Raw genomic sequence first — 12,811 nt, 5'->3', positions numbered from 1 at the left:
GGGGCCTCTGTGGTAGCGACCATTCTCAGCAACGACGCCCTGCGCGCCATCTGGGAACAGGAACTGACGGACATGCGCCAGCGCATTCAGCGCATGCGTCTGCTGTTCGTGAATACGCTGCAGGAGAAAGGCGCCGATCGTGATTTCAGCTTTATGCTGAACAAATACCAGAATGCGCTGACCGATAACTAACCACTGAAAACCGACGCCAGAAGCGTCGGTTTTTTTGTGGCTATACTTATTTGTCAGGCAGAACACAACATACCAGGAGGACAAATGACAATGCAGGCGCTCCAGGATCATGAGCTGTTTCGGACCGGTTATTTCGTTGACGGCGTCTGGAAAAATCTCGACACCACCTTCGACGTGGTGAATCCGGCGACCGGAGAAANCTATGGCGCCCGCCAGTAAAGCCTTCCCAGGCTGGCGGGCGAAAACCGCAAAAGAGCGTTCGGAAATTCTGAATAAATGGTATCAGCTGATCATCGAGAACAAATCCTGGCTCGGCAGGCTGATGACCGCTGAACAGGGGAAACCGCTTAAAGAAGCCGAAGGGGAAGTGGATTACGCCGCCAGCTTTATCCAGTGGTTTGCCGAGCAGGCAAAGCGCGCCAATGGTGAAATCATTCCGTCTGTGAAGCCCGGCTCGCGCATTCTGGCAACGCGCGAACCCGTCGGCGTGGTCGCGGCGATCACGCCGTGGAATTTCCCTATGGCAATGCTGACGCGTAAGCTCGGCCCGGCGCTGGCTGCAGGCTGTACGGGGGTGATCAAACCAGCGAATAACACCCCGCTGAGTGCCTTCGCGCTGCTACAACTGGCGAAAAAGGCCGGTGTCCCCGATGGCGTGCTGAACGCCGTGGCGGGCAATACGCCGGAAATCAGCGACGCCATCATGGCGAGCCATGAGGTGCGCAAAATCTCCTTCACCGGTTCGACAGCGGTCGGCAAAACGCTGGTACGCAATGCCGCAGAAACCATGAAAAAAGTGTCGATGGAGCTGGGCGGCAACGCGCCGTATATCGTCTTTGAGGACGCTGACATCGACGCCGCGGTGAAAGGGGCGATCGCCAACAAATTCCGTAACGCCGGGCAGGTATGCGTGAGCGTTAACCGCTTCTATATCCACGAAAACGTGTATGACGCGTTTACCCGTCAGCTTGCCGATGCAGTGAATGCGCTGAAAGTGGGTAACGGTGTGGAAGAGGGCGTGGTGGTGGGTCCGCTGATTGAGCCATCGGCCGTCGAAAAGGTGCAGGAGCACGTCTCCGATGCGGTAGAAAAAGGTGCCCGCGTGCTGGCTGGCGGCAAACCGCATGTGCTGGGCGGTAATTTCTGGCAGCCGACGGTGCTGGGCGAATGCAGCGACAACATGAAACTGGCGCAGGAGGAGACCTTCGGCCCCGTCGCGGCCTGTTTCCGCTTCACTACCGAAGATGAAGTCATTCAGCGCGCGAATAACACACCGTTTGGTCTGGCGGCCTATTTCTACACGCAGAACCTGCAGCGTGTCTTCCGCGTCTCGCAGGCGCTGGAAAGTGGCATGATCGGCATCAACGAGTGCTCCGTGTCGACAGAGCTTGGGCCGTTCGGCGGTGTGAAGGAGTCCGGGCTGGGTCGCGAAGGCTCCGTGCTGGGGCTGGAGGAGTTTCTGGAAGTGAAAACCCTGCATCTTGGGGGATTGTAAGTCGATAAGGAAACGGGTGGCGCGTTTGTCACCCGACCGGGATGGGGCGCGGGCATGAAAATCTATACGTTTGATTTTGACGAAATCGAAAGCATGGATGATTTTTACCGGCAATTCCGCCACGTATTCGCACTGGCGCGTGAACAGGTTAATGATCTGGATTCGCTGTGGGATGTGGTGACGGGAAGCGTTTTGCCGCTGCCGCTGGAGATTGAGTTCTCCCATCTCAGCGACGTTCAGCGCCGACGGTTTGGCGCCCTGATTCTGCTGTTTGATGAAGCCGAAGAGGAGTCGGAGGGGCAGTTGCGCTTTAACGTTCAGCGATAAAAAAGCCCCCGGCGAGCGGGGGCAAGTCGTCGGACAAGACGACGAGGGTTTATTTGTACAGCTCAGCCGTAGCGTGCCAGGAGGCACCGGAACGGGCTTCAATGATGCGGTAGGCGGAAGCGCCTTGTTTTTCTGCTTTTGCGGCCAGTTCTTCACGCATATCCATCGGTGCGCTACCGATCTGAGCGACTGAAATGGTGCCCATCGGTTGCAGGCTCTTCGCCTGATCGGCGCTGACCTGATGGACAGCGGCGCTGGCGCCAAAAGAGAGCACAGAAGCTAAACCAAGGGATGCGATGATCATTGCGCGTTTCATAACTATTTACTCCATAAAAAAGGGCGTATCAGCGGCGAGAAGGGTTAAACAGCTTTTTTTATGCCTGGTTGCCGCTGATAAATATCGGGTTGGGAATCGTTAAAACTTATTTGTACAGTTCTGCAGTGGCGTGCCACTGGTCGCCATTGTGGGCTTCAATCACGCGGTAGGACGTTGCGCCTTGCTCATCGGCTTTTTTGCTCAGCATGGCGTTCATGTCCATCGGAGAAGAGGCGATAGCGCCAACGGAAACGGTACCGATAGGCTGACGATTTTGTGCCTGCTCGCTGGTGATGGAATCGGCAGCGAATGCGCCAAAAGAGAGCGCGGACAGGAGACTCAGAACAGCTACAGTGCTAGTGGTTTTCATAATCTTTACCTCGTCGAATTTTTTCGTGGGGCCCTCATTTCGTGACCCTCATCACAAAATCAAGTATACACTCGTCACGGAAAAAATTAATACCCTGCTAATTGTTTACTGCCTGATTACACGCTAAGAAAATCATTTTTTATAACACAGAGGAATTAAAAATAAGGGATGAAGGACGTTTATCTTAACGAACGATAAGAAAATCATAGAGATAACTGACTTTGACATTTTGTGCGTTAGTATTCACTAGATGAATGTGTTTCGCTGGTGAATCGCACTATTTGTTAAATTAAAAGGGGTGTTTGTTACGGTTTGGTTAATTTGGGGCAGAGTAACCCTCTGACAGACGCCAGAGGGTATTGCGGATCAGAGTTCCTGTTCGAACAGCTCCAGAATGGCTTCAAACAGCTCTTTCACGGAAAAACCGCGAGCCGGAGTGGTGAAGATGGTGTCGTCACCGGCGATGCTGCCGAGGATACCTTCTGCTTTACCCAGCGAGTCCAGCAGGCGGGCGATCAACTGTGCCGCACCTGGACTCGTGTGGATAACCACCACAGAATCGTTGTAATCGATATCCAGAACCAGATTTTTCAGCGGGCTGGAGGTGGTAGGAACACCCAGTTCGGCAGGCAGGCAGTAGACCATTTCCATTTTGGCGTTGCGCGTGCGCACGGCACCAAACTTCGTCAGCATACGGGAGACTTTGGACTGATTGATATTATCGAATCCATCCTCCTGTAATGCCTGGACGATCTCACCCTGAGAACTGAATTTTTCTTCTTTGAGTAGCGCTTTGAATGCTTTTACTAACTCTTCTTGTTTTGCCGAGCTTCGCATATGTCACCCGTATCATGGCGGAGAAAACAACATTATTATGCATTTGAATGAATTTTTATGCAAACGTTCTGCCATGGAGAAGGCTGAAATAATGTTATGAAAGGGAGGGATTTTATCAAAAAACGTTATCAAGAAACATGCCTGCGTCACGAGACGAAAATATGGAGGAAAGTAAAACAAATGTTATAAAAATGATGTTGTTTTGCTAGTCTGGCAGGGTGTATTGTAACCAACAGTCAACCGTTTCCCGGTAGTGGCGGCGAGTGATTCTTAAAAGATTGTTGAATCGGTATGTACCCCGCATTCTAAAAGCGATCTTATTGTAATTATTGACCTTGTGAATTAAGGTCGCCGCAGCGAGATACGGTAGATTAAATTAACCATAATAAGGAGTTTAGGATGAAAGTCGCAGTCCTTGGCGCAGCTGGCGGTATTGGCCAGGCGCTTGCCCTACTACTTAAGACCCAACTGCCTTCAGGCTCAGAACTCTCCCTGTATGATATCGCGCCAGTAACCCCTGGCGTGGCCGTGGATCTTAGCCATATTCCTACCGATGTAAAAATTAAAGGTTTCTCCGGTGAAGACGCAACGCCCGCACTGCATGGTGCTGACGTGGTACTGATCTCCGCAGGTGTGGCGCGTAAGCCGGGGATGGATCGTTCCGATCTGTTCAACGTCAACGCGGGCATCGTGAAAAATCTGGTACAGCAAATTGCGAAAACCTGCCCGAAAGCCTGCATTGGTATCATCACTAACCCGGTTAACACCACGGTTGCCATCGCGGCCGAAGTGCTGAAAAAAGCCGGCGTTTATGACAAGAACAAACTGTTTGGCGTGACCACGCTGGACATCATTCGTTCCAACACCTTTGTTGCCGAACTGAAAGGCAAACAGCCGACTGAGATTGAAGTGCCGGTTATCGGCGGTCACTCAGGCGTGACCATTCTGCCACTGCTGTCGCAGATCCCGGGCGTGAGCTTCTCCGATCAGGAAATTGCCGATCTGACCAAACGTATCCAGAATGCGGGTACCGAAGTGGTTGAAGCTAAAGCCGGTGGCGGCTCCGCAACCCTGTCGATGGGTCAGGCGGCAGCACGCTTCGGTCTCTCCCTGGTGCGCGCGCTGCAGGGCGAAAAAGGTGTTGTGGAATGCGCTTACGTTGAAGGCGACGGTCAGCACGCCCGTTTCTTCTCTCAGCCACTGCTGCTGGGTAAAAACGGTATCGAAGAGCGTAAACCGGTCGGCACACTGAGTGCTTTTGAGCAACAGGCGCTGGAAGGAATGCTGGAAACGCTGAAGAAAGATATCACGCTCGGCGAAGAGTTCGTGAACAAGTAAGTTTTCGCTGATGCAAAAACCGGAGCCTGAGAGCTCCGGTTTTTTTATGGCGATCAGTTAGTGGCGGGATATTCCTGCACCGTCACCGACAGCGTGATTTTCTTATCATCACGCATCACGACTACGTCGATTTCTGAACCCGGGCGAATTTCCGCCACCTGGTCCATCGTTTCCAGCGCAGAGATGGCCGGTTTGCCGTTCACCGACATGATAACGTCGTTAACCTGAATACCCGCCAGCGCCGCCGGACCGCCAGGTGCCACTTCGTTAACCACAATCCCCTGGATCTGATCGATCCCACCGCCGCCCTGCGCATGCAACGGCGCAATTTCACGACCGCCAATGCCGATGTAGCCGCGAATAACGCGCCCATCGCGGATCAGCTTGTCCATGATTTTGGTGGCGAGCTGGAAGGGGATAGCGAATCCGATGCCTTCCGGTGTTTCGCCGTCGTTGCTCTTGTCAAAAGAGAGGGTGTTGATGCCCATCAGCTCGCCCAATGAATTCACCAGCGCGCCGCCGGAGTTGCCGTGGTTGATGGAGGCGTCGGTTTGCAGGAAGTTCTGTCGCCCGGTGGGGTTCAGGCCGATACGACCGGTGGCGCTGATAATTCCCTGGGTGATGGTCTGCCCGAGGTTATACGGGTTGCCGATCGCCAGCACCACGTCACCAATGTGCGGAATGCGTTTCGGGTTGATGGGGATAATCGGCAAGCCACCAGTGGCGTTGATTTTGAGGACTGCGAGGTCGGTCAGCGTGTCGGAACCTACCAGCAGCGCTTCAAACACGCGGCCATCCTGCAGAGCAACGATAATCTGGTCAGCATCGTTAATCACATGCTTGTTGGTGATGATATAGCCACGTTCATCCATGATGACGCCGGATCCAAGGGTGCGGATCTCCAGCTGATTATTGCTGGTGCTGTTGAGCCCACGGTTATAGACGTTAACGACGGCAGGCGCGGCGCGTCGCACCGCCTGGTTGTAACTGGTGGGCGATTCATCCGCGCTGTCAAAACTGGCTGCGGTCTGGGTTCCAATCTGGCGCAATGAGGGCATGGCGGCCAATAAAATGCCACCAACAATCAAACCGATCGCGGTCGAACGTATGAGCTTTACAAGCATGATGCTGATATCACTGGTGAGTAAACAGCCGAAGCATAACACGAGTTATCCGGACATCACACGCCATGTGATGCCCGGACGGCGTCGCTTAACGCAGCAGCAGGTAAATGCTTTCGTTACCTCGCACGACGTTCAGCGCAATAACGGAGGGTTTCGCTTCCAGCACTTTGCGCATTTCGGCGATAGAGCGCACGCGTTCGCGGTTAATACTGATGATGACGTCATCTTTATGCAGACCAACCTGCGCGGCGGCGCTGCCTTTTTCGATGTTGTCGATGGCGATCCCTTTGGTGCCGTCTTTCAGCTGCCCGTCGCTGAGCGAGGCGCCCTGTAACGCCGGGGCGATGAGTTCCGCGCTGGCGGTGGAAGAGGTGCTCTTATCCAGCGTCACTTCAACGTCCAGCGGCTTGCCGTCACGCAGCAGGCCGAGCTTCACCTTCGTGCCCGGCTCAGTGGTGGCGATGCGCGAACGCAGTTCCGCGAAGCTGCTGAGCGGTTTACCGTTGAGGCTAACGATCACGTCACCGGATTTAATGCCCGCTTTCGCCGAACCGGAATTCGGCAGCACTTCACTGACGAACGCCCCGCGCTGCACGTCGAGCTTAAAAGCTTTGGCAATATCGGCGCTCATTTCGGTGCCCTTGATGCCGAGCAGACCGCGTTTGATTTCGCCGAACTGAATCAACTGTTGGGACAACGTGCGCGCCATATTGCTGGGGATGGCGAAACCGATGCCGACGCTGCCGCCCGCAGGGGCGAGGATCGCGGTGTTAATGCCGATCAGTTCGCCGTTCAGGTTGAGCAACGCGCCGCCTGAGTTGCCGCGGTTGATGGATGCGTCGGTCTGGATAAAGTTCTCCAGCCCTTCAAGATTCAGACCGCTGCGGCCCAGCGCGGAGACAATCCCCGATGTGGCGGTTTGCCCGAGACCGAACGGGTTACCGACAGCCACCACGAAATCTCCGACGCGTATCTTGTCGGAGTCGGCAATGGCGATTTGGGTCAGGTTGGCGGGATTTTGCAGTTGCAGCAGCGCAATGTCGCTCTGATCGTCGCTACCAATCAGTTTGGCGTCGAACTCGCGACCATCGTTGAGTTGTACGCTGATTTTCTGCGCCTGGCTGACAACGTGGTTGTTGGTCAACACGTAACCTTTCGCTGCATTGATGATGACGCCGGAACCGAGACCTTCAAACGGTTGTGCCTGTTCGTCCGGCCCCTGCTCGCCAAAGAATTTCTTCAGCTCTTCGGGCACTTGCTGGCTCTGTACCGCCGTACCTTCCACCTGAACACTGACCACGGCGGGCAGGACTTTTTCCAGCATCGGTGCGAGGCTGGGCAGCGCACCCTGGCCCGGAACTTCAGTAGGGAGTGACGCCGCTGCGGGCTGGATCGCAGAGAGAGATAACCCGACGCTTAACGCTAACGCACTCAACAGCAAAGTAGATTTCTTCATTGATGCTGGCTCTCGTAACCTGATGGGTAAAAAAAAGATCCCGAAACAGACCGATGTTATTGAATTTTCAATCGGCTAACAATGCGGACAATGATTAAATAATAGCTGGGGTAAGAAAGAAGGGACGGGCGCAGCGGCAGCGCCCGTAAAAAATAATGGCGATTGTGCGATCAGTCGCGTTTTACACCGCTGCGCAGCAGGCCGGACGCGCCTTCGGAATAGTCGCGTGGGATCTGAACCGGCGCCTGGTCGTTGCTGGCTTCAGATTCCGACAGACGGCTGCGGAACGGGTTGGCTTCCGCTGACATTTCCGGCAGCAGGCTGCTGGAGCTTTTCGCCATGTGCTGATACAGCTGACGGTAATCGTGCGCCATGTTATCGAGCAGTTCTGCGCTACGGGCAAAGTGGCTCACTAACTCTTCACGATACTCATCCAGCTCTGCTTTGTTCTTTTCCAGTTCGTACTGCAGGGCTTGCTGCTGGCGTAATTTGCGGTTACCAAAACGCATGGCGACAGCACCGATAATAATGCCGACAACTAAGCCAATTAGCGCATATTCCCAGGTCATGAACTTCTCCCGTTGTTTTGTGGTTCCGTAGGGTGTTGGCCGTGAGGCGATTCCTTGCACGCGCCTGATAATGCCACTATAACCGCTATTCGCCAGGAAGTGGAATCCTGGCGTATCATCGCGTAGTGTAGAACGGCCACTTTATACGTCAATCGTGAACTGCGGCATCGCGCTTTTCAAGGAATAACAATAACTCATGCAAAGCATCACCCCAACATCGCGTTACCTTCAGGCTCTCAGTGAGGGCAGTCATCAACCGGATGATGTGCAGCGAGAGGCTGTGAATCGTCTGGAAAACATCTGGCAGGAACTGACGCAGCGACCTGCTGTGCCGTCGTCTGGCGGTGGACTGATGGCCAGAGTCGGCAAGCTGTTGGGTAAACGCGAGACGGTGGAGATAACGCCGGTGCGTGGGCTTTATATGTGGGGCGGCGTTGGGCGCGGCAAAACCTGGCTGATGGATCTCTTTTACCAGAGCCTGCCGGGTACGCGAAAGCAGCGTCTGCATTTTCATCGTTTTATGCTGCGGGTGCACGAAGAGCTGACGCAACTGCAGGGCCACAGCGATCCGCTGGAGATCATCGCCGACCGGTTTAAGGCCGAAACGGACGTGCTCTGTTTCGATGAGTTTTTCGTCTCCGACATCACCGACGCCATGCTGCTGGGCGGGCTGATGAAAGCGCTGTTTGAGCGCGGCATTACGCTGGTCACTACCTCGAATATCCCGCCGGATGAGCTGTACCGCAACGGCCTCCAGCGCGCGCGTTTCCTGCCCGCCATTGACGCTATTAAGGCGCATTGCGACGTCATGAACGTCGATGCGGGTGTTGATTATCGCCTGCGAACGCTGACCCAGGCGCACCTGTGGCTTTCTCCGCTCAACGACGAGACCACGCAGCAGATGGACAAACTCTGGCTGGCGCTGGCGGGTTCGCGGCGTGAACATGCCCCGGAGCTGGAAATCAACCACCGTCCGTTGCAAACGCTGGGGGTGGAGAATCAAACGCTGGCGGTCTCCTTCACTACGTTGTGCGTCGATGCGCGCAGCCAGCATGACTACATCGCGCTGTCGCGCCTGTTCCATACCGTGTTGCTGCTGGATGTCCCGGTGATGACGCCGTTGATGGAAAGCGAAGCACGCCGTTTTATCGCGCTGGTCGATGAATTCTACGAGCGGCACGTGAAGCTGGTGGTCAGTGCGGCGGTGCCTTTATATGAGATTTACCAGGGCGAGCGGCTGAAATTCGAGTTCCAGCGCTGCCTGTCGCGTCTACAGGAAATGCAGAGCGAAGAATATCTGAAGCGCGAGCATTTAGCGGGTTAAAAACCCTGCGCGAATCACAAAAAGGGGTCGATCTTTGACCCCGACTTCTCTATAATCCTGCGACCCCACGTTACAACAAGCGTTTTTTTCCCGAAACCTTGTGTGCCGGCTAAACATATCCGAGGGGGTAGGTTTACTGGACAATGTCGTGTGAACCTCACATATTTTTAGACGTTTGTGTGTTCACCAACGTGAAACTAATTATTTGGGTAAGCTTTTAATGAAAACTTTTACAGCTAAACCAGAAACCGTAAAACGCGACTGGTATGTTGTTGACGCGACCGGTAAAACTCTGGGCCGTCTGGCTACCGAACTGGCTCGTCGCCTGCGCGGTAAGCACAAAGCGGAATACACTCCGCACGTAGATACTGGTGATTACATCATCGTTCTGAACGCAGAAAAAGTGGCTGTTACCGGCAACAAGCGCGAAGACAAAATGTACTACCACCACACCGGTCACATCGGTGGTATCAAAGAAGCGACCTTTGAAGAGATGATTGCTCGCCGTCCTGAGCGTGTGATTGAAATCGCGGTTAAAGGCATGCTGCCAAAAGGCCCGCTGGGTCGTGCTATGTACCGTAAACTGAAAGTTTACGCGGGCAACGAGCACAACCACGCGGCACAGCAACCGCAAGTTCTTGACATCTAATCGGGATTATAGGCAATGGCTGAAAATCAATACTACGGCACTGGTCGCCGCAAAAGTTCCGCAGCTCGTGTGTTCATCAAACCGGGCAACGGCAAAATCGTTATCAACCAGCGTTCTCTGGAACAGTACTTCGGTCGCGAAACTGCCCGCATGGTAGTTCGCCAGCCGCTGGAACTGGTCGACATGGTTGAGAAACTGGATCTGTACATCACCGTTAAAGGTGGTGGTATCTCTGGTCAGGCTGGTGCGATCCGTCACGGTATCACCCGCGCTCTGATGGAGTACGACGAGTCTCTGCGTTCTGAACTGCGTAAAGCTGGCTTCGTCACTCGTGACGCTCGTCAGGTTGAACGTAAGAAAGTCGGTCTGCGTAAAGCACGCCGTCGTCCGCAGTTCTCCAAACGTTAATGTTGTCCTGCATTTGCAGGAGAACAATTGGCGAAAAAACCCGCTCCGGCGGGTTTTTTTTATGGAATAAATACGCAGTATCCGCAATTGAACCCTGATTCTACTCTCTTTTTCAGCATTTCCAGAATCGCCTCACCCCAAAGCCAACAAAATCTGGTAAACTATCATCCAATTTTCTGCCCAAATGCCGGGGATTGTTCATTTTTTGTTTTCACGTTGAGCAAAGGGTGTCCTTCGTGCAAATGGGGCCTTATATCTGGCCGGCCACTGAGTGGCTGGCAGCAGTAAAAATTCTGAATATACCTGGAGGTTTTCATGGCTGTCGCTGCCAACAAACGTTCGGTAATGACGCTGTTTTCTGGTCCTACTGACATCTATAGCCATCAGGTCCGCATTGTGCTGGCCGAAAAAGGTGTCAGTTTTGAGATAGAGCACGTGGAGAAGGACAACCCACCTCAGGATCTGATTGACCTCAACCCGAACCAGAGCGTCCCGACGCTGGTGGATCGTGAGCTCACCCTGTGGGAATCCCGCATCATTATGGAATATCTGGATGAGCGTTTCCCGCATCCGCCTTTAATGCCGGTTTATCCGGTGGCGCGTGGTGAAAGCCGCCTGTATATGCATCGTATCGAAAAAGACTGGTATTCGCTGATGAACGTCATCACCACCGGTTCTGCTTCTCAGGCTGATGCTGCCCGTAAACAACTGCGTGAAGAGTTACAGGCGATTGCGCCGGTATTTACTCAGAAACCGTATTTCCTGAGCGACGAGTTCAGCCTGGTCGACTGCTACCTGGCGCCGCTGCTGTGGCGTTTACCGGTACTCGGCATTGAGCTGGTTGGCGCAGGCTCGAAAGAGCTGAAAGGGTACATGACACGCGTCTTCGAGCGTGACTCCTTCCTCGCTTCTTTAACTGAAGCCGAGCGTGAAATGCGCCTCGGTCGAGGCTAACTGCATGGATGTATCTCAACTGTCTCCGCGCCGCCCCTATCTGTTAAGGGCCTTCTACGAGTGGTTGCTGGATAATCAGTTAACGCCGCACCTGGTGGTGGATGTTACGCTGCCAGGCGTTCGCGTGCCGATGGAATATGCCCGTGACGGGCAAATTGTGCTGAACATCGCCCCTCGCGCTGTGGGGAACCTGGAGCTGGCCAATGACGAAGTGAGCTTCAATGCGCGCTTCGGTGGCGTACCGCGTCAGGTTTCCGTTCCGCTGGCGGCGGTACTGGCGATTTACGCACGTGAAAACGGCGCAGGCACCATGTTCGAGCCAGAAGCGGCTTATGACGAAGAGGGCGTCAGCCTGATCGATGACGACGCCACCGTGACGGGGGAAACCGAAACGATGATGTCAGTGATCGACGGTGATAAACCCGATCATGAGGATGACGACGATCCTGATGATACCCCGCCTCCTCGTGGTGGCCGCCCGGCGCTGCGCGTGGTGAAGTAAGCTTTCAACAGGCCCTTGTGGGCCTGTTTTGTTATCCGCAGCCCGTTTCGCCAGCCGTAAATTCCTGTGATAAGATGAAGAAAGCTGTCACATATCAACGCTATGGCATTTATGAACGCATTTGATCCGCAAGAAGAAAACGCTTCAGACACCATTGGTCGCAGTTTGCGTCGCCGCCCGCTGGCGCGTAAAAAACTGTCCGAAATGGTGGAAGAAGAGCTGGAGCAGATGATTCGCCGCCGTGAGTTTGCGGAGGGGGAACAGCTGCCCTCCGAACGTGAGTTGATGACCTTTTTCAACGTTGGCCGCCCCTCGGTCAGAGAAGCGCTGGCGGCGCTTAAACGCAAAGGGCTGGTGCAAATCAGCAACGGCGAACGCGCCCGCGTGTCGCGCCCGTCGGCGGATACCATCATCAGCGAACTGTCCGGCATGGCGAAGGATTTCCTCTCCCATCCCGGCGGCATCGCCCATTTTGAACAGCTGCGCCTGTTTTTCGAATCCAGCCTCGTGCGTTACGCGGCGGAACACGCCACGCCGGAGCAGGTCGACCGGCTGACGAAAGCGCTGGAGCTCAACAACCAGTCGCTGGATGACAACGTATTGTTTATCCGTTCCGACGTCGATTTCCACCGCGTACTGGCTGAGATCCCGGGCAACCCGATTTTCATGGCGATCCACGTCGCGCTGCTCGACTGGCTGATCGCCGCGCGGCCAAAAGTGCCGGATCAGGAACTCCATCAGCATAACTACGTCAGTTACCAGCAGCATGTGGCGATCGTCGACGCGATCCGCCATCGCGATCCTGACGAAGCGGATCGTGCCCTGCAAACTCACCTCAACAGCGTTTCCGCCACCTGGCACGCCTTTGGCCAGGAAAAGAAAACCCGCAAATCCTCACGATCGTAACGATCTCTGTTTAGTGAAGCCGATCGCAGATTAACGATCTGCCA

Annotated in this window: 14 protein-coding genes and 2 pseudogenes; 10 read left to right on the top strand and 6 right to left on the bottom strand. The window is 54.4% G+C overall.

The features are described 5' to 3' along the window. From GM30_RS27945 to GM30_RS12815, 3 genes and pseudogenes are all read left to right on the top strand, one after another. Nucleotides 1–305: pseudogene (locus GM30_RS27945) on the top strand (aromatic amino acid aminotransferase); the annotation flags it as partial. Further along, a pseudogene (locus GM30_RS12820) lies at nt 277–1,687 on the top strand (NAD-dependent succinate-semialdehyde dehydrogenase). The pseudogenes GM30_RS27945 and GM30_RS12820, both read left to right, overlap by 29 nt. Before the next feature lie 54 nt (nt 1,688–1,741). Then, a complete protein-coding gene (locus tag GM30_RS12815; protein WP_049848927.1) occupies nt 1,742–2,014 on the top strand; it encodes a barstar family protein in 273 nt (90 codons plus the stop codon). Nucleotides 2,015–2,063: 49 nt separating this feature from the next. On the opposite strand, the gene yhcN (GM30_RS12810) is transcribed toward GM30_RS12815, so the two are convergent. From yhcN (GM30_RS12810) to argR, 3 genes are all read right to left on the bottom strand, one after another. Further along, nucleotides 2,064–2,330, bottom strand: coding sequence for a peroxide/acid stress response protein YhcN (gene yhcN, locus GM30_RS12810; protein WP_049848926.1), 267 nt, complete (start codon nt 2,328–2,330; stop codon nt 2,064–2,066). 106 nt (nt 2,331–2,436) lie between these two features. Then, on the bottom strand, nt 2,437–2,700 hold the full coding sequence (gene yhcN, locus GM30_RS12805; RefSeq protein WP_038160779.1) for a peroxide/acid stress response protein YhcN: 264 nt from the start codon (nt 2,698–2,700) through the stop codon (nt 2,437–2,439). A gap of 366 nt (nt 2,701–3,066) precedes the next feature. Continuing rightward, nucleotides 3,067–3,537 (bottom strand): transcriptional regulator ArgR, encoded by a 471-nt coding sequence (gene argR, locus GM30_RS12800; RefSeq protein WP_038160782.1) that lies wholly within the window; start codon nt 3,535–3,537, stop codon nt 3,067–3,069. A gap of 399 nt (nt 3,538–3,936) precedes the next feature. Here argR and mdh point away from each other — a divergent pair, with 399 nt between their 5' ends. Then, nucleotides 3,937–4,875: a malate dehydrogenase gene (gene mdh, locus GM30_RS12795; protein WP_049848925.1), complete on the top strand. Its 939-nt coding sequence runs from the start codon at nt 3,937–3,939 to the stop codon at nt 4,873–4,875. A gap of 53 nt (nt 4,876–4,928) precedes the next feature. Here the strand turns inward: mdh and degS are convergent, their stop codons facing one another. The 3 genes from degS to zapG all read right to left on the bottom strand — a co-directional run bounded on the left by degS (nt 4,929) and on the right by zapG (nt 8,024). Beyond that, a complete protein-coding gene (degS, locus tag GM30_RS12790; protein ID WP_049848937.1) occupies nt 4,929–5,999 on the bottom strand; it encodes an outer membrane-stress sensor serine endopeptidase DegS in 1,071 nt (356 codons plus the stop codon). Between the two features lie 88 nt (nt 6,000–6,087). Then, entirely contained in the window at nt 6,088–7,455 is a 1,368-nt protein-coding gene (gene degQ, locus GM30_RS12785) for a serine endoprotease DegQ (RefSeq protein ID WP_049848924.1), read from the bottom strand. 170 nt (nt 7,456–7,625) lie between these two features. Next, nucleotides 7,626–8,024: a Z-ring associated protein ZapG gene (gene zapG / locus GM30_RS12780; protein WP_049848923.1), complete on the bottom strand. Its 399-nt coding sequence runs from the start codon at nt 8,022–8,024 to the stop codon at nt 7,626–7,628. A 196-nt stretch (nt 8,025–8,220) separates the two neighbouring features. On the opposite strand from zapG, the gene zapE reads away from it, so the two are divergent. From zapE to nanR, 6 genes are all read left to right on the top strand, one after another. After that, the gene (gene zapE / locus GM30_RS12775; protein WP_049848922.1) at nt 8,221–9,348 is read left to right on the top strand and encodes a cell division protein ZapE; all 1,128 of its coding nucleotides are present in this window, start codon (nt 8,221–8,223) and stop codon (nt 9,346–9,348) included. Between the two features lie 220 nt (nt 9,349–9,568). Continuing rightward, nucleotides 9,569–9,997 carry a 50S ribosomal protein L13 gene (gene rplM, locus GM30_RS12770; RefSeq protein WP_002918559.1) on the top strand — a complete coding sequence of 143 codons (429 nt, stop codon included), beginning with the start codon at nt 9,569–9,571 and terminating at the stop codon, nt 9,995–9,997. Between the two features lie 15 nt (nt 9,998–10,012). Further along, entirely contained in the window at nt 10,013–10,405 is a 393-nt protein-coding gene (rpsI, locus tag GM30_RS12765; RefSeq protein ID WP_000829818.1) for a 30S ribosomal protein S9, read from the top strand. A 315-nt stretch (nt 10,406–10,720) separates the two neighbouring features. Beyond that, nucleotides 10,721–11,359: a stringent starvation protein SspA gene (sspA, locus tag GM30_RS12760; protein ID WP_049848921.1), complete on the top strand. Its 639-nt coding sequence runs from the start codon at nt 10,721–10,723 to the stop codon at nt 11,357–11,359. Between the two features lie 4 nt (nt 11,360–11,363). Beyond that, nucleotides 11,364–11,861, top strand: a complete 498-nt coding sequence (gene sspB, locus GM30_RS12755) for a ClpXP protease specificity-enhancing factor (RefSeq protein WP_049848920.1) — start codon at nt 11,364–11,366, stop codon at nt 11,859–11,861. A 102-nt stretch (nt 11,862–11,963) separates the two neighbouring features. Next, nucleotides 11,964–12,767, top strand: coding sequence for a transcriptional regulator NanR (gene nanR / locus GM30_RS12750; protein ID WP_049848919.1), 804 nt, complete (start codon nt 11,964–11,966; stop codon nt 12,765–12,767). Nucleotides 12,768–12,811: the final 44 nt, after the last annotated feature.

Origin of the sequence: Trabulsiella odontotermitis, from assembly GCF_001188485.1 — a bacterium.
Classification (GTDB): Bacteria; Pseudomonadota; Gammaproteobacteria; order Enterobacterales; family Enterobacteriaceae; genus Trabulsiella; species Trabulsiella odontotermitis_A.
The sequence above is the reverse complement of the archived record's forward strand: the minus strand, read 5'-3'. Positions and strand labels throughout refer to the sequence as shown.